19 protein-coding genes are annotated in these 15,921 nt (G+C 68.3%); 9 read left to right on the top strand and 10 right to left on the bottom strand.

Features of this window, described 5'->3' with window-relative positions; all coding sequences use genetic code 11:
* Positions 1-154 precede the first annotated feature (154 nt).
* The 4 genes from ACTWQR_RS04090 to ACTWQR_RS04075 all read right to left on the bottom strand — a co-directional run bounded on the left by ACTWQR_RS04090 (position 155) and on the right by ACTWQR_RS04075 (position 2,429).
* Positions 155-595 (bottom strand): SsgA family sporulation/cell division regulator, encoded by a 441-nt coding sequence (locus ACTWQR_RS04090; RefSeq protein WP_443225471.1) that lies wholly within the window; start codon positions 593-595, stop codon positions 155-157.
* 97 nt (positions 596-692) lie between these two features.
* A complete protein-coding gene (locus ACTWQR_RS04085) occupies positions 693-1,418 on the bottom strand; it encodes an IclR family transcriptional regulator (RefSeq protein ID WP_443225577.1) in 726 nt (241 codons plus the stop codon).
* A 307-nt stretch (positions 1,419-1,725) separates the two neighbouring features.
* On the bottom strand, positions 1,726-1,938 hold the full coding sequence (locus tag ACTWQR_RS04080) for a DUF5326 family protein (RefSeq protein WP_443225470.1): 213 nt from the start codon (positions 1,936-1,938) through the stop codon (positions 1,726-1,728).
* A 173-nt stretch (positions 1,939-2,111) separates the two neighbouring features.
* Positions 2,112-2,429 carry a cupin domain-containing protein gene (locus tag ACTWQR_RS04075; protein WP_363104539.1) on the bottom strand — a complete coding sequence of 106 codons (318 nt, stop codon included), beginning with the start codon at positions 2,427-2,429 and terminating at the stop codon, positions 2,112-2,114.
* A gap of 58 nt (positions 2,430-2,487) precedes the next feature.
* On the opposite strand from ACTWQR_RS04075, the gene ACTWQR_RS04070 reads away from it, so the two are divergent.
* The 5 genes from ACTWQR_RS04070 to ACTWQR_RS04050 all read left to right on the top strand — a co-directional run bounded on the left by ACTWQR_RS04070 (position 2,488) and on the right by ACTWQR_RS04050 (position 6,182).
* A complete protein-coding gene (locus tag ACTWQR_RS04070; protein WP_443225469.1) occupies positions 2,488-2,865 on the top strand; it encodes a phage holin family protein in 378 nt (125 codons plus the stop codon).
* A gap of 9 nt (positions 2,866-2,874) precedes the next feature.
* Positions 2,875-3,366, top strand: coding sequence for a low molecular weight protein-tyrosine-phosphatase (locus tag ACTWQR_RS04065; RefSeq protein WP_443225468.1), 492 nt, complete (start codon positions 2,875-2,877; stop codon positions 3,364-3,366).
* Entirely contained in the window at positions 3,363-4,502 is a 1,140-nt protein-coding gene (locus ACTWQR_RS04060) for a cystathionine gamma-lyase (protein WP_443225467.1), read from the top strand. The genes ACTWQR_RS04065 and ACTWQR_RS04060 overlap by 4 nt, the downstream gene beginning before the upstream one ends.
* Before the next feature lie 249 nt (positions 4,503-4,751).
* Entirely contained in the window at positions 4,752-5,657 is a 906-nt protein-coding gene (locus ACTWQR_RS04055) for a LysR family transcriptional regulator (protein ID WP_443225466.1), read from the top strand.
* Between the two features lie 42 nt (positions 5,658-5,699).
* Entirely contained in the window at positions 5,700-6,182 is a 483-nt protein-coding gene (locus ACTWQR_RS04050) for an NUDIX domain-containing protein (protein ID WP_443225465.1), read from the top strand.
* Positions 6,183-6,232: 50 nt separating this feature from the next.
* On the opposite strand, the gene ACTWQR_RS04045 is transcribed toward ACTWQR_RS04050, so the two are convergent.
* The gene (locus tag ACTWQR_RS04045; RefSeq protein ID WP_443225464.1) at positions 6,233-7,810 is read right to left on the bottom strand and encodes a globin domain-containing protein; all 1,578 of its coding nucleotides are present in this window, start codon (positions 7,808-7,810) and stop codon (positions 6,233-6,235) included.
* A 418-nt stretch (positions 7,811-8,228) separates the two neighbouring features.
* Positions 8,229-8,861, bottom strand: a complete 633-nt coding sequence (locus ACTWQR_RS04040) for an HAD family hydrolase (RefSeq protein WP_443225463.1) — start codon at positions 8,859-8,861, stop codon at positions 8,229-8,231.
* A gap of 77 nt (positions 8,862-8,938) precedes the next feature.
* Between ACTWQR_RS04040 and ACTWQR_RS04035 the strand changes: the two genes are divergently transcribed.
* Complete coding sequence (locus ACTWQR_RS04035; protein ID WP_443225462.1) at positions 8,939-9,475, top strand: DUF2269 domain-containing protein; 537 nt, start codon at positions 8,939-8,941, stop codon at positions 9,473-9,475.
* A 5-nt stretch (positions 9,476-9,480) separates the two neighbouring features.
* Positions 9,481-10,347: a GNAT family N-acetyltransferase gene (locus ACTWQR_RS04030; RefSeq protein WP_443225461.1), complete on the top strand. Its 867-nt coding sequence runs from the start codon at positions 9,481-9,483 to the stop codon at positions 10,345-10,347.
* Positions 10,348-10,580: 233 nt separating this feature from the next.
* On the opposite strand, the gene ACTWQR_RS04025 is transcribed toward ACTWQR_RS04030, so the two are convergent.
* Entirely contained in the window at positions 10,581-11,789 is a 1,209-nt protein-coding gene (locus ACTWQR_RS04025; protein ID WP_443225460.1) for an MFS transporter, read from the bottom strand.
* Between the two features lie 138 nt (positions 11,790-11,927).
* Between ACTWQR_RS04025 and ACTWQR_RS04020 the strand changes: the two genes are divergently transcribed.
* Positions 11,928-12,392 (top strand): MarR family winged helix-turn-helix transcriptional regulator, encoded by a 465-nt coding sequence (locus ACTWQR_RS04020; protein WP_443225459.1) that lies wholly within the window; start codon positions 11,928-11,930, stop codon positions 12,390-12,392.
* A gap of 33 nt (positions 12,393-12,425) precedes the next feature.
* Positions 12,426-12,878, top strand: coding sequence for a GNAT family N-acetyltransferase (locus tag ACTWQR_RS04015; RefSeq protein ID WP_443225458.1), 453 nt, complete (start codon positions 12,426-12,428; stop codon positions 12,876-12,878).
* A 132-nt stretch (positions 12,879-13,010) separates the two neighbouring features.
* On the opposite strand, the gene ACTWQR_RS04010 is transcribed toward ACTWQR_RS04015, so the two are convergent.
* The 3 genes from ACTWQR_RS04010 to ACTWQR_RS04000 form a co-directional block, all read right to left on the bottom strand.
* Positions 13,011-14,396 (bottom strand): serine hydrolase domain-containing protein, encoded by a 1,386-nt coding sequence (locus ACTWQR_RS04010; RefSeq protein ID WP_443225457.1) that lies wholly within the window; start codon positions 14,394-14,396, stop codon positions 13,011-13,013.
* A 233-nt stretch (positions 14,397-14,629) separates the two neighbouring features.
* Positions 14,630-14,905 carry a hypothetical protein gene (locus ACTWQR_RS04005; protein ID WP_443225576.1) on the bottom strand — a complete coding sequence of 92 codons (276 nt, stop codon included), beginning with the start codon at positions 14,903-14,905 and terminating at the stop codon, positions 14,630-14,632.
* Between the two features lie 298 nt (positions 14,906-15,203).
* The gene (locus tag ACTWQR_RS04000) at positions 15,204-15,884 is read right to left on the bottom strand and encodes a TetR/AcrR family transcriptional regulator (protein WP_443225456.1); all 681 of its coding nucleotides are present in this window, start codon (positions 15,882-15,884) and stop codon (positions 15,204-15,206) included.
* Positions 15,885-15,921 lie beyond the last annotated feature (37 nt).

Below are 15,921 nucleotides of genomic sequence, written 5' to 3'. Positions count from 1 at the left end.
CGGGGGCCGGCCGAGGAGATGCGTTACGGCAATCCACGGTGTCGTGGAGGAAGCGTTGGGCTCCCGCACGCCGATGCAGAGGCACGAAGCATGGGGCTCGCGCAGGTCGACGTACGGCGTGGAAGCGTTGCGCCGCATCGAGTTTCGTACCGCCTCATCCCGCGCTCTGCTCCTCCGCCAGGATGCGGTCCAACGCCTCGTCGAGGTGCGTGTCGAAGTCAGCGAGGGAACGCTCCTGCCCCAGCGGCACCAGCCTGTCCGTGCGGTCGAGGAAGGCCACCAGTGGCGCCGTACCGCAGCGGAACAGCGCCTGATCGCCACTCACCTGAAGCCGGATCAGTACGTCGCCGAACCCCTCGGTGTCGGCGGGGGCAATGTGCACATCGCCGTCCCCGCACGGCCGGCCCACTCCGTCGATCAGCAGTTCCCGCCCGAAAGCCCAGGTCACCGGGGCGTCACCGGGCAGGTGGAAGGTCAGACGCACGGCATAGGGATCACAGGTCTCGTAGCGCAGCTCCACCGGGATGCGGAAGGAGAGCTCCTCCGAGACGAGGAAGCTCATCATGACCTCTGCCTGTACTACCGACTCGCGCATCGCCTACCCCGTCGTTTGCCGTCGACTGGCCGGGAATCATCCACTTGACTGCTGGCATCTTGCTGAACGTACACACCAGATCACAAGGAGTGAGTTTTCAGATGGTGATAGAGATGGCGAGTGTCCCCAGCAGCCTTCCGATCTCGCTCTGCAACCGCCGTGCCGCGGGCAGCAGCCGGTCTGCCTGACGCAAAGGCAGGGAGATGGCCATCGTGGCGGCCGTAGTACCCGCGGTGATCGGAATCGCGGCGCAGACCGTGCCCAGCGCGTACTCCTGACGCTCGATCACGGGCTGCATTCGTCCCGTCGATTGCAGGCGCTGCAGCAGGGCGTGGCCGTCACGCACCGTGTATGGAGTGATGGACTGCACGGGATGGCGGTCGAGGTGGTCACGGCGGTCCTCCTCGTCGAGCTGGGACAGCAGGCATTGGCCGATCGCGTGGGCGTGACCCGTCTCGCGGAAGTCGGCCCACTCTTCGACAGCCGGATTGCCCGGGGTGTCGGCGACGCACTGGAGCTCGATCTCGCCGGCTCGGTAGACCGCGTAGTACACGGGCACACCGATCGAATCGCGCCATTGCGCAAGTGCTTCGGAGACGGTGCTGCGACGTTTCTGCTGGGCGCCACTGCTGCTCAGCAGCTCGGCCGCCTCGCCCAGGAAGAACAGCCCCTTCTCGCGGCGCAGATAGCCCTCGTGGGCGAGGGTGCGCAGTAGGTGGTACGCCGTGGGGAGGGCGAGCCCGGCCTCCCTGGCCAGTTGCTTGGCGGGCGCACCGTGCTCATGGTGGGCGACGCACTCCAGGAGGCGCATCGCGCGTTGCACGGATCCGATGAGCGTCGTGGGGTGCGGATCGACGGACGGGGTGTGCGGTCCTGCGGGTGCGGTGTCAACCGTGGCCAAGGGTCACTCCCGGAGCGCGAGGGGGGCCGCCCGTGCGGGGGTAACACGGGAGGGGTCTGTGCGCCGCTCGCGGGGATCAACCCCGCGTCGAATTCCGGACTTTAACCGCCCGTCACCGCTCACAGACGGCCAGTCCGGAAAACTTCCCTCGGCCGAGGGAACCATCGATTCCTGTTACCGGCGGCCGGTTGCCGGCGCAAACTGGCCCGTGTCCCCTCTCGCGACGCCGCTACCAGTCGCCCCTGGACGACGAGCTCGACATGAACTTCCGCACGACGTAGATCAACCCTCCGACCAGCGCCACGAAGACCAGCAGCTTGAAGAGCAGTCCGATCACGAAGCCGACGACGCTCGCTATCAGGCCGCCGAACACGACCAGGGCGATGACCGGCACCGCGACCCACTTAACCCACCACGGCATCCCCGCGAAGATGTCTCGCATCGCCCTAGTTCCTTGTCTCTCTGCCCGTTTCCGAGTGCTGTGTCCGCCCGCTGTGAATGCTGACGGGTCTTGAATGTCCTGCCTCCGATGTTATGGGCGACAGGGGTGTCCGCGGGGGCCTCGCACCCCTTGTCCTCCCCTGACCGTTCCCTTAGGGAACCCTGAGACGGACGTCAGCTCTCCGGCGGAGAGAAGACCACGAGAACCCGCAGATCCTCGCTGATGTGGTGGAACTTGTGGGCCACTCCCGCGGGCACGTACACGACGCTGCCGCGCGCCACCTGGGTCGTCTCCATGCCGACCGTGATCGCGGCGCGGCCGCTCACGACGAAGTACACCTCGTCCTGGCGGTGGGGCTGCTGCGGGTCCTGCTCGCCCGCGTCCAGCGCGTACAGGCCGACCGACATGTTCTTCTCACGCAGGAACTGGAGATACGCGCCGTCGTTGGCGGCGCGCTCCGCCTCCAGTTCGTCCAGCCGGAATGCCTTCATCGACCTTGTCCGCCTCTGCCAGTGCTCGTCTGCGATCTCTTCTGTCACGATCAGACACATGAAGAATTTCGTAGTCAAGACGATCGCCAACGCCGGCGCCCTGGCAGTCGCTGTATGGCTGCTCGACAAGATCACCCTGACCGGCGACAGCACGGGCAAGGAGATAGGCACCCTGCTGCTCGTGGCGCTGGTCTTCGGCCTGGTGAACTTCCTGGTCAAGCCGATTGTGAAGGTACTCACCTTCCCCCTGTTCATCCTCACGCTCGGCCTGATCACCCTGGTGGTCAACGCCCTGATGCTGCTGCTCACCTCGTGGCTGGCGGACAAGCTCGACCTGAGCTTCCACGTCGAAGGCTTCTGGACCGCCGTCCTGGGCGGCCTGATCATCTCGATCGTCTCCTGGGCGCTGAACGTCGTCCTCCCCGACAAGGACTGAGCGACCCTGATGTCCTATCGCGTTTGCTTCGTCTGCACCGGCAACATCTGTCGCTCCCCGATGGCCGAGGCCGTCTTCCGCGCGCGTGTGGCGGAGGCCGGGCTCGACGGCCTTGTCGAGGTGGACAGCGCCGGTACCGGCGGCTGGCACGAGGGGGACGGCGCCGACCCGCGCACCGTCTCCGTCCTCGAGACGAACGGCTACGAAAGCGGCCATGCGGCCCGTCAGTTCCGGGCCGACTGGTTCTCCCGGCTCGACCTCGTCATAGCACTCGACGCCGGCCACCTGCAGGCCCTGCGCCGCCTGGCCCCCACACCGGCGGACGCGGAGAAGGTCCGGCTCCTGCGCTCGTACGACCCTTCCGCAGGCCACGACCTCGACGTCCCCGATCCCTACTACGGCGGCTCGGACCGCTTCGAGGAGTGCCTTGAGATGGTGGAGGCGGCGAGCCCCGGCCTGCTCGCCGCGGTTCAGGAACGAATGGGCGGACAGGCAGCATGACCGATTCCCTTGAAGGGGCAGGTGACGGCACACGCGCGGTACGAGCGGGGCTGCCCGAGCCCGTCAAGTACGAGCCGACCCTCCCCGGCCCCGTCTTCGCCGCCCACTTCCATCTGCCGGGCGAGCCCACGGGCCCCTACACCTACGGCCGCGACGAGAACCCGACCTGGACCCACCTGGAGCGCGCCATCGGCGACCTGGAGGCGCCGGGTCGGGACGGCGTCGAGACGCTCGTCTTCGCCTCCGGCATGGCAGCCGTCTCGGCGGTCCTCTTCTCGCAGCTGCGCGCCGGCGACACAGTCGTGCTGCCCAGCGACGGCTATCAGGCACTGCCGCTCGTCCGCGCGCAACTCGAGACGTACGGCATCGAGGTGCGCACCGCGCCGACCGGCGGCGACGCCCAGCTCAAGGTTCTCGACGGCGCGAAGCTGCTGTGGCTCGAGACCCCGTCGAACCCGGGGCTCGACGTGTGCGACGTGCGGCGGCTCGTCGAGACGGCACACGCACGTGGCTGTGTGGTGGCCGTCGACAACACCCTGGCGACGCCGCTCGGGCAGCGCCCACTGGACCTGGGCGCCGACTTCTCCGTGGCCAGCGGCACCAAGCAGCTCACCGGGCACGGGGACATCCTCCTGGGGTACGTTGCGGGCGGCGACGCCTCCTCGATGGCCTCCGTACGACGTTGGCGCAAGATTGCCGGGGCGATTCCGGGCCCCATGGAGGCATGGCTCGCACATCGCTCCCTCGCCACGCTCCAACTGCGTGTCGACCGACAGAACGCCAACGCGCTGGCGCTGGCCGAGGCTCTGAGGGACAGGCCCGAGGAGATCGAGGTCCGCTATCCGGGGCTTCCCGGAGACCCCTCGTACAAGATCGCCGCGCAGCAGATGAGGCGCTACGGGTGTGTGGTTTCGTTTTCGTTGCCCACGCGCGCGCGTGCCGACCGTTTTCTCCACGCGCTGCGCCTTGTGGACGAGGCGACGAGCTTCGGCGGGGTGCGGTCCACGGCGGAACGGCGTGGCCGCTGGGGCGGCGACGCGGTCCCGGAGGGCTTCATCCGCTTCTCGGCCGGTGCCGAGGATCCGGAGGACCTGGTGGCGGATGTGCTGCGCGCTCTCGACGAGTCGGCGGAGTAAACGCTTTCCGAGCAGTTGATCAGCGCTCGCCGAGCGGCCGATCAAGCGACAGATCCGTGGCGCCGCTACGTACGACGGACGGTCCGAGCCTCCCCCCTCGTGGCTCGGACCGTCCCGGTTCTGCGCGCGAAGAACCGCGCGACCAAGGCTAGTTGACTCTGTGTCAGTGTCCAATCACAGTAGCGACAGAGACCTATCGACTTATTTATAGTTGGGGGCTTCTGAGGAGCTGGCGAGGGGAGGGGCACCGTGGATCTGGCGTTGCTGCGCACTTTCGTGACCGTGCACCGGGCCGGCTCCTTCACCCGCGCCGCCGCGCTCCTGGGCCTCTCGCAGCCGGCCGTCACCTCCCAGATCCGCACCCTGGAACGGCAGCTGGGGCGCCCCCTCTTCCTGCGTCAGGCCCGCGGAGTGACCCCCACGACCATCGGCGACGAGCTTGCCCACAAGGCCGCTCCGCATCTCGACGCGCTCGTGGAGATCGCCGAAACCGGGCTCGACGAGGCCTCCTCCCTACGTACCCTCCATCTCGCCGGGCCCCCGGAGTTCACCGCCGAACGCGCTCTGCCCGCGCTCACCGAGCTGACCGGAGACGACGGCCAGGGCTTCGCGCTGCGTGCCTCCTTCGGCAACGCCGAGGAGACGCTCGAAGGGCTCGCCGCCGGGCATCACGATCTGGCCATCAGTACGGCCCGTCCGCGTGGCGCCCTGCTCACGGCGACTCCGCTCTGCGACGAGGAGCACGTCCTGGTCGCCGCCCCCCGCTGGGCCGCCCGGATCGGCTCCGGCAAGCTGCGCCGCAAGGGTGCGCCCATGCTGGAGAACCTCCCCGTGGTGGAGGTGCACGAGTCGCTGCCGCTCGTCGCCCGCTACTGGGCCTCCGTCTTTGACTGCCGACCGGCTGCCTCGGGCACTGTCATCGTCCCGGACCTGCGTGCGGTGCTCGCCTGCGCCACCACAGGAGCGGGGCTCGCCGTGCTGCCTCGTTATCTGTGCACACCGGCCCTGGAGCGCGGGGAAGTCGTGGCACTGATCGAACCGGCGGTGCCTCCATTACGCACGTACTTCCTGGTAGTGCGCACCGGAACCTTGGCCATGCCGCATATCGCGCGGGCACACGAGTGGTTGTTGCACGCCGCCACCGACTGGTCCTGAGAGAGATGTTTCACGTGGAACCAACCGGGCCACATTTCTCCCATGACCGTCCGACCCGTGGTCAAGCGCACCGCCCGTGCCGTCCTGCTGGACGGCGATGACCTGATCCTGATCAAGCGGACCAAGCCCGGCGTCGATCCCTACTGGCTGACGCCCGGTGGCGGGGTCGAGCCGGAGGACTCCACTGTCGTCGACGCGCTCCATCGTGAGGTGCACGAGGAACTCGGCGCCAAGATCACCGATGTGGTGCCCTGCTTCGTCGACACCGTCGAGCACATCGGCGAGGACGAAGGCGCGACCGGTGTGAAGGTCCAGCACTTCTTCGTCTGCCGCCTGGAATCCATGGATCCCTCACAGCGCCACGGTCCCGAGATCGAGGAGCCCACCGGCGAGTACGAGATCGTCCGCATCCCTTTCACCCGGGTGGGAATCGCCTCCGTGCACCTTGTGCCGCTTTCGCTGCGGCACTATCTCGACGGGAACATTGAGGGCGTACGGGCGATGCATGCGCCTGACCTTGGCTGACGCCGTATTGGCGTGGCCCCGGGACCGTTCCCGGTCCGCGTGGCCCTGTGTCACTCCGCGGTCGTGACAAGTTCCTCCACCGCGTCATGCCGAATCCGTTCCGACGGGATCCCGCTGTCTCTGAGCGCGTGCACACCGCTGCGGATCATGCCGGGCGGGCCCGAGAGGTACGCGTCGAACTCGTTCCACGGCCCGTACTCGCGTACGGCGTCGGGGAGCTGGAGGTGCGCTTGCTGGTCGACGATGGGGCGCACCGCGAGCCAGGGATGGCTCTGCTGGAGCCGGAGCATCGTGTCGATGTCGTACAGGTCGTGATCGGTGCGGGCTCCGTAGAAGACCTCGACCGGGCGCCGCTCGCCGTGCTCGGCGACGTCCTCGACGAGTGCCTTGATGGGGGCTATGCCGGTGCCGCCGCCCAGGCAGAGCAGCCCGCTGTCGGTGGTGTGGTCGACGGTCATCGAACCGGCCGGCGGGCCCAGACGGATGGTGTCGCCGGGACGGGCGCGGTGCACCAGCGCGTTGGAGACCCAGCCCGCCGGAACCGCCTTCACGTGGAACGACAGCAGACCGTCGGAGCGGGGCGCCGAGGCGAACGAGTAGTGCCGCCAGATCCGCGGCCACCAGGGGGTCTCCAGGCTTGTGTACTGCCCGGCGAGGAAGGGGTACGGCTGGTCGGGGCGGACCGTGACGACGGCGATGTCCGGAGTTCGAAGATCGTGCGAGATCACCTCGGCGAACCACCAGGCCGGGGCGCGCAGCTCGTCCGCGGCCGCGGCGTCGATCATGACCTGCGAGATCGTCGTGTACGCCCGGACCCAGGCCGCCTCGGTCTCCTTGTCCCAGATCGCCTCAGCGAACCGGCTGAGCGACCCGATGAGGCACTCGCCGACGGCCGGGTAGTGCTCGGGACGCGTGCCGTACTTGCGGTGGCCACGGCCGAGGTTCTTCAGATACGCGACCAGCACCTCGGTGTTGTCGATGTGCTCGGCCGCGGTCAGCAGCGCCTTGAGCAGCCGGTCCCGCTGAGTGTCCATCGCGGCGGGGAACAGCGTGCGCAGATCCGGGTGGCGCACGAAGAGCAGCGCGTAGAAGTACGAGGTCACCTTGTCGGCGACGGGGCCCACCTCGGCCATGGTGCGGCGGATGAGGACGGCGTCGGGGGAGGCGGCCTGGGCCGGAACGGGGACAGCGGCAGGTGCGAAGGCAGCGCCGGGAGCGGACCGCTGGTCGGGGACGCGGGGTGCTTGGTCCGACTTGGGTGGGGCAGGGGGCCCGGGAAGAGCCGGCATGACGGGTAGCGCCTCGGGCGGACCGGCAGGAGTAACGCTGGCGGCAATGGTGCCGACGGAGTCTGAATGGTCGGCGTCGGCATCGGTGGTGCCGGCATCGGCTGGGCCGGCGTCCGAGTCGGGCTCCGCCGCCGGCGATATTCGTTGCCGCGCCACTTCGCTGTTGTCCGTCGCGGGCCTGCCCACGGGGCGCAGCCCGGCCAGGCGGCGGCCGCCCTCAGTCGTCTCCTGCTCGCCGCCCGCGGGCGGTTCCGGCGGCTTGTGCGGCGTGAACCAGCCGCCTCCGCCGCTACCCCCTGAAGTGCCGTTGTCGGCCGACGCGGTGGTCGGAGCGTCCATGGTGTGCCTCGCCTCGAGCATCTTTCAGTCGGTCTGCGCACTTCCTCGGTCGGAAGTTGCCTGCTTTCCCCCGCAGACTGCTTGCTTTTTTCCGTTTCGCATCCTCGGCCAATGCGGCCACGTTGAATCCCGAAAATCCTGCACCCTACGGACAAGTAGACCGAGAATGTGACATTGGCCGCACCACCGCCATCGCAGCCTCCCACCACGCTCCAGCGCCCCGGCCGCGTAACCGGAAATGCAGGTCTTCGATCTCTCCGTCCCATTAGGCTGCATTGCCCCACGTTCGCCCTGGCGGGATCTGCGGACATCACCCCGGACACGAACCGGAGTCGACCATACCGGCCGCGGTCCGCCGCACAAGTCCCTGCTGCCTTACATCAGGAATTGGTAGGGGCCGGACCATCAATTCCTTCAATTACCGGGCAGGCCGCACCAATTCATAGGCATCCCGCAGATCCCGCCCCACGTAGGAGTGGGTGGCGAGGCCCGCCAGATGCTGATCCGCATTGACCGCGACGGATACCGGAACCACTCCGAACAGGTCCCTGTCCGACATCGAGTCGCCGTACGCGACGCAGTCGGCCCGGTCGACCCCGAACTCTCCACAGAGCCGGTCCGCGATCCGCACCTTGGCCGCCGAGCTCAGAATCCCCGCCAGATCCACCGGCTCGGTGAACGGCACCGCCGGGAACTGCGATCCGTATGCCGCGTGCGCGCCCCACCCCGTCAGCCGCTCGACGAAGAACGAGGGCGAGAGTGAAATGACAGCGCAGTAGTCGCCGCTCCCCCTGATCCGCGCCCAGACGTCCTCGATGCCGGACAGCCAGGGCGCTCCGGCGAAAGCCGCTGCCACATGCGCCTCGGTCAGGTCCGTCCAGAGGGCGTGCACCCGCGTCGCGTACTCCGGCGGGCCTATGAGCCCTGCGCCGATCGCCTCGTCGAGCGCCAGGGTCTCGCCTTCCAGCCCGAGTTGCCGGGAGATCTCCACGGACGCAGAGGTCCCGTGCAGCAACGTCCCGTCCAGATCGAAGAGATGAAGTCTCGTCATGTACGCCGAGGCTAGTACGTGGGGTTACTCCCGCTGTCAGACGTCCCCGACCGCTCGCACCCGGCACGGTGTTTCACGTGAAACTAAGCCGCCCCGTACGCCGGGCCACCCTAGTCGTCCATGTAGCCGCCTCCGCGAGCTGGCTCGGGCTCACGCTCGGGCTGCTCGCGCTCGGGATCACCGCGACCACCACCGGGTCCCCGGTGACCGTGGAGGCTTCCGTCCGCGCCATGAAGCTCTTCGCCGACTGGCTCCTGCTTCCCCTTGCCTTCCTTGCGCTCCTGAGCGGCCTACTGCTGTCTCTGGGCACGCCCTGGGGCCTGGCGAAGCATCGGTGGGTCTACACCAAGTTCTGGCTGACCCTGGCCACGACCACCGCCACTGTCTTCGCTCTGCGCCCCGGAGTCGGTTCCGCGGCTACCGCCGTCTCGGCGGGCGGAGCGCTGCCCGACCCCGGTGACGTACTGATGGGGCCGATCGTCTCGCTGTCCGCGTACCTCTTCATGACAGTGATCTCGATCCTCAAGCCCTGGGGACTGACACGACGCGGGCAAAGGATCCGTACGGCTGCCCGCAAACCGGTGGACGCCGGGGCCGCCCGTCAGACAGCCTGACCTGCGTGTCGACTCCATCCCCCGCCTCTCTGCCCATCCGACGTCTGACCCCTCGCGACCTCTCCGCCTGCGCCGACCTCGCCGAGAACCGGGGCTGGCCCCGCGAAGAACACAAGTGGGGCCTGCTACTCACGGCCGGCATGGGTTACGGCATCGATGACCCCGACGGCGGCCTCGTCAGCGTCTGTGTGGTGACCAGGTACGGGTCCCAGGACCGCCCCGATCTCGCGGCGATCGGCATGGTGCTGGTCGCCGCGCGGCATGCCCGCCAGGGTGTCGGACGCCGACTGATGCGTCATGTCGTCGCCGAACTGGGACCCACCCCGCTGACCCTGCACGCGACCCCGTACGGCCGTCCCCTCTACGAAGAGCTGGGCTTCAAGACCACCGGCCGGGCCGAGATGGTCCGCGGGCATTTCACTCCCGGCGGGCCGGATCCCGAGGTCATCACGCGTCCGGCCACGGCCGAGGATCTGACCACCATTCTTCGCCTAGACGAGGAGGTGTTCGGCACCGACCGCACGCACGTGATCGCACGGCTGCCCGCCTTCGCCGACCAGTTGCGCGTCGCTGAGGAGGACGGCCGGATCATCGGGTACGCGGCCGCGTGGCCCAACATGACCAACCATGTCGTGGGTCCACTGATCGCCCAGGACACGGAGACGGCGAAGGCGCTCATCGCCTCACTGGCCGCTCACACCGACCGCCTGCTGCGCACCGACATCGACGTACGGCACGAGGAATTGCTGGCGTGGGTGAAAGAACGCGGACTCGCTCCCACGAGTTTCAACACGGTCATGACGTACGGCATCGCGGAGCTGCCAGGCGACTGGACACGGCGGTTCGCTCCCCTCACGGTGGCGGCAGGCTGAGCAACCAGGGCGATTGGCGACCGGCGGTGAGCCGGCGGAGGGCTTTGCGGCCGCGGGGTAGCTGCGGGTGAACTGCACTGCCGAAGGGAAACGCCTGCCCCGGCGGGGCAGGCGTTTCGACGTTTCCGGGAGCTCCTGTGCTCTTTTCTGGGCAGATCCTCCCGACAGCCCGACAGCCCGACAACCGGTCGGCCAGACAGCGGTCAGCGGTCAGCGGTCAGCCGGACAGTGGCTCAGTGGTGAAGGGCGGCCTTGTGTTCCACCGACTCCACGCCCGCGACGACCAGACTGGGCCCCTCGTCGCGGCGCTCCAGCGCTGCCGAGAGCACGGCGAGCAGCAGGGCAGCGGCGGCGAGGACGGCGCCGACCCAGTTGGGGGCGGTGTAGCCCAGGCCGGACGCTATGACCAGGCCGCCGAGCCAGGCCGAGAGTGCGTTGCCGAGGTTGAAGGCTCCGATGTTCACGGCCGAGGCGAGCGTCGGAGCGCCGTGCGCCTGGTCGAGCACCCGCTTCTGAAGCGGTGGCACGGTGGCGAACCCGAAGGCACCGATCAGCGCGATGGTCACGGCCGCCGCGATCTTGTTGTGTGCGGTGAGCGTGAACAGGGCGAGTACGACCGCGAGGGCGCCCAGGGAGACGTACAGCATCGGCATCAGAGCGCGGTCGGCGAACCTGCCGCCGACGAGGTTTCCGGCGACCATGCCTAGGCCGAAGAGCACGAGCAGCCAGGTGACGGAGCCATCCGCGAAGCCGGCGACATTTGTCATCATCGGCGCGATGTAGGTGATCGCCGCGAAGACTCCTCCGAAGCCGAGGACGGTCATCGCCATGGCGAGCAGCACCTGGACGTTCTTGAACGCGGCCAGTTCGTGGCGCAGGTGCACGCCTTCCTGCTTGGGCATGTCGGGGACGAGCTTGGCGATGCCCGCGAGGCCGACGACGCCCAGTGCCGCGACGAGCGTGAAGGTGACGCGCCAGCCGACGGACTGCCCGACGAAGGTGCCCAGCGGTACGCCGACGACGTTGGCGACGGTCAACCCGGTGAACATCATCGCGATGGCCCCGGCCTTCTTGTCTGGCGCGACGAGGTCAGCGGCAACGACCGCGCCGATGCCGAAGAACGCACCGTGCGCCAGTGAGGCGACCACGCGGCCGACCAGCATGACGGAGAAGGCGGGGGCGACGGCGGAGAGCAGGTTGCCGACGATGAACAGCCCCATCAGCAGCATCAGCATCCGCTTGCGGGACACCTTGGTACCGAGGACGGTCATGAGCGGCGCGCCGAACATGACGCCGAGCGCGTAGACGGTCACGAGGAACCCGGCGGTGGGGATCGAGACCCCGAAGTCACTCGCGACCTCGGGCAGCAAGCCCATGATCACGAACTCGGTGGTGCCGATTCCGAAGGCCCCGATCGCGAGGGCCAGAAGCGCGAGAGGCATGGGAAGAACCTCCAGATGATTGCAGGAGCGCTTTAGGTGCGCTCACAATAGTTGCATACGCCGACTACATGCAAGCGCGCACTATCGCCGTTGTGCTCTATCCTGGTTCTCAGCCGCTCCGGGACGGAGGAAAACGCCATGACAGCGACGGACCCCGCACTCACCGCCCTCGCCCAGGGCTGGTGCGCTCTCTCCCTGCTCCACGGCAGGATCGAGGCACACATCGAGCGCGCCCTGCAGTCCAAGCACGGGCTGAGCGTGCGCGAGTACTCCCTGCTCGATGTCCTCAGCCGCCAGCACGACGGCGACGGCGGCCATCTACAGATGAAGCAGGTCGCCGACGCGGTCGTGCTCAGCCAGAGCGCCACCACACGCCTGGTCACCCGGCTCGAGGACCGCGGGCTGCTCGCGCGCTACCTCTGCCCGACCGACCGCCGCGGCATCTACACGAACGTCAGCGAGGCGGGGCTCAAGCTCCTCGCCGAGGCCCGGCCCACCAACGACGCCGCCCTGCGCGAGGCGCTCGACGAAGCGGCCAAGAACTCCGAACTGGCCCCACTGGTCCGCGCCGTGGAGTCGGCGAGCATGCCCACGCCCGCATAGGACGCGTCCACAGAGCGTGCGTAGGCTGCTGTCATGGGAGAGCTCGAGATACGACCGGCCGTCGCGGACGATGTCCCCGCCATCGTCGCGATGCTCGCCGACGACCCGCTGGGTGCCGAGCGGGAGTCACCGGACGACCTGACTCCATATCTGACTGCGCTGGAGCGCATGGCCGGCGATCCGAACCAGCACCTGGTCGTCGCCGTGCGCGAGGACCGCGTCGTTGGCACCCTTCAGCTCACGATCATTCCCGGGTTGTCCCGCAAGGGCACGACCCGCTCGATCATCGAAGGCGTACGCGTTCATGCCGACGAACGCGGCAGCGGCCTGGGCACACGGTTCATAGAGTGGGCCGTCGACCGATCCCGGCGCGAGGGGTGCCTGTTGGTGCAGCTGACTTCCGACGCCACCCGCACCGATGCCCACCGCTTCTACGCGCGGCTCGGCTTCACGGCATCGCACGTGGGATTCAAACTGCAGCTCTGAGGCGAGCGAACCCCGGCGACGGCCGCTCCATACGCCCCTGTTGCGAGGAGAGGCGTTGTGTTTCACGTGAAACACAACGCCTCTCCTCGCAAAGGAGCATCCTCATACACAACGCTCCCCGGCAGGCAGCGCCTACCGGATCCCGCGCCACCCCTCGGGGTCCACCCCACCCGGCACCGGGGCCCCCTCTTCGTACGGCTGCCGCGTGAACACGAAGGACCCGAGGTCCAGGTGACTCACCGACCCGTCGGGACGCCGCACGGCCCTCAGCAGCTCGCCTGCGTAATAACCGTCGAGTCCCGTCCAGGTCTCGTCACCGTTCGCCCGGAAGCGCGAGCGGCGACCGTTGCCCGACAAAGGCCCGAAGGAGACACCCCCGTCGGCCGCGAGGCGTAGCGCGGCGACGTGAGTGCCCCAGTACCACGGGCCCGTCAACTCCAGTAGGGACTGGTCGACTTCGGGCAACGGCCGCCACGGGTCGGGAATCCGGGGCTCGGCCTCGGCGACGATGCGTACGAGATCGGCGGCGACCGTCGCCGTCAGAGGGCCGGAGGTGCAGTTGGCGAGCACGACGGCGGCGAGGTCGTCCTCGACGCTGATAGTGAGACAGGCGACGAAGCCTGGAAGGGACCCGCTGTGCCCCACGAGGTTCCGGCCGTCACGGTACTGAATCTGCATGCCGAGGCCGTAGGCGGCACCGGCCGCCACGTCTTCGGCTTCCGCCGGCGCGGCGGGCGTACGCATTTCGAGCACGGACGCCGCACTCAGTACGCGAGGGTCCCCCTCGGCGAGGAAGACTGCGAAGCGCGCCAAATCGCCTGCGGTGGACCAGAGCTGCCCGGCCGGTGCCATCCGCCCGAGGTTCTCGACAGGCTCCGGCAGCATCACATCCGCCCAGGGGTGCACAGCCCAACCGCCCGCATGCGGAGCCTGCGGCTGGGCGCTCGTACGGTGCAGTCCCAGCGGTTCGAGCAGCTCGCTCCGCAGGACCTCCTCCCACGGAGCGCCCCTCAGCTCCTCGACCAACGCGCCCAGCAACGTATAGCCGGGGTTCGAGTAGTGGAACCGCCGCCCTACGGGGAGCCTGTGCGGCTGTTCGCCCAGCACGTCGGCGAGTTCGGGGCGCAGCGATCCGGGGGTGCGCTCCCACCAGGGCGCTGGTGACTCGGCCGCCAACCCGGCCGTGTGCGCTAGCAGTTCGGCGATCGTCGCCTCCCCCGCACCGGTGCCCGGCAGATGCTTCTCCAGCGGATCGCCCAGGTCCAGTACGCCCTCGTCGCGCAACCGCAGCACCAGGACGGCGGTGAACGTCTTGGTGATCGAACCGATCCGGTACTGAACGTTCTCGTCCGGCCCGTGCCCGTCCACCGAGGTGCGAGACCCGTGCCACACCGCCTTCCCGCCCCGGACGACCGCCGCCACCAGCGACGGCGCCCGTCCCTCGGCCTGAGCGGTGGCGATCCGGTGCAGCAGAGCCCGGCGCGTGGCGGGAAGCAGCTTTTCCTGAGGTGACGTCATGGCCCAAGTGCACCTGCTCGGACGTCCTGCGTCGAGCGCATTTCCGCCTCGACTGGCGACCGTGTAGGTCCTCAGCTTCGTTGTCGGGTGACGATGCTGTGACCTGGGTTCTTTGCTCAGTGCCTGAGACCACGCGAACATCTGCATCGCCCCCGGGCCCTTGTCTCTGACCCCGGTCGCGCCAAGCTGAAGATTGCCGGGTCACCATTGCTGCCGATCTCCATGTGCGTCGGCTACCAGTTGTGGGGCCAGGGTTCGGCCTGGCCCCGGGTGGCGTGGATGGAGCCGAGGCGATTGAGGGCCTGGGTGCTGGGGCTGCCCGGTTCGGCGTGGTGGACGACGAGCTGCTGGCCGGGGCGTCGCGTACGTCCAAGCCCTGGTAGGTGAGGGTGAGGGGATCGACGTCCGGGTGGAGAAATCGCTTGGCGTCCTGGGTCTTGGCGCGCACGGTGGGCAAGGCGGGTGAAGTCCGTGCTGTGCTCGGTGAGGGTACGGACGAGTTCGCGCAGCCGTGGGTTGTCGGGTCGAAGCCGGCCGCCTGGCGCAGATTGGCGACGGTCGCCTGGGGGCTGCTCTACAACAACTGACGAGGCCCTGCAACGACGACTATAGGTCCCAAATCGCGTGACGTGTTGATCTCAGCTGACCAGCGGATTCCTCGTTGTCTCAAGAATGTGATGCGGCTGGAATCTCAGTTCCGTGGCATTTCTTCAGTTTCCGCACACTTTGGTGATGTTGCGCCGTCTCAACGCGTCAGCGCAGACCTGGCGCTATGGGCGGTACCGGTCCGGTCCTTCCGGTCGCGCGTCACCTTGAGATGCGGGCTTCAATGCCGTCGAGCACGAAGTCGAGGCCGATCCGGAAGGTGCGGTCGGCGTCCAGATGGGCGGCATCGCGCACCACCGAGGCCAGCACGGGGAATCGGCCGGTGGCGAAGGTCCGCTCCAGATAGGGACCGAGTGAGGCCTGCCAACGCTTCTCGTCCATCCCGGTGGCCCGCTCGGCACGCCGCTCGGCGACCTCCCGACGCACTGCGCCGATCGCGTACGCGTTGACTGCGGCGACCACCGGCATGATGGCGTCCACGTCGACGTCGCCCAGTGCGGCCACCACGGTCTCCCCACTGGCCAGCGCGTGCGGCCCGAGCTGGGGTCGGCCACCCAGTAGATCGGCGAGCCATTCGTGCTCGTGAGCGGCGTGCCGAGTGGCTTCGGCAAGAGACCGGAGCACCTCCCGCCAGCCGTCTCCGCCCGGCCGAATCTCGGCGTGAACGGCGTCGACCATCAGGTCGAGCAGCTCCTCCTTGCTGGCGATGTAGCCGTACAGCCGCATCGGACGGACGTCCAGCGCGGTTGCGACCTTGCGCAGCGACACCGCGTCCAACCCGTCCGCGTCGGCCAGCTGGATCGCAGCTCGCACGATCCGCTCCCGGCTCAACGGGGCCGGCACGGGTCGATTCGGTGGCTCCGGCCTCTCCCACACCAACATGCCGCTAACAATACATCGCATCGAATCATACAGTGTA

This window comes from Streptomyces sp. 2A115 (genome assembly GCF_052245575.1).
Lineage (GTDB): Bacteria > Actinomycetota > Actinomycetes > Streptomycetales > Streptomycetaceae > Streptomyces.
This window is presented reverse-complemented; position numbering and strand designations above follow the sequence as displayed.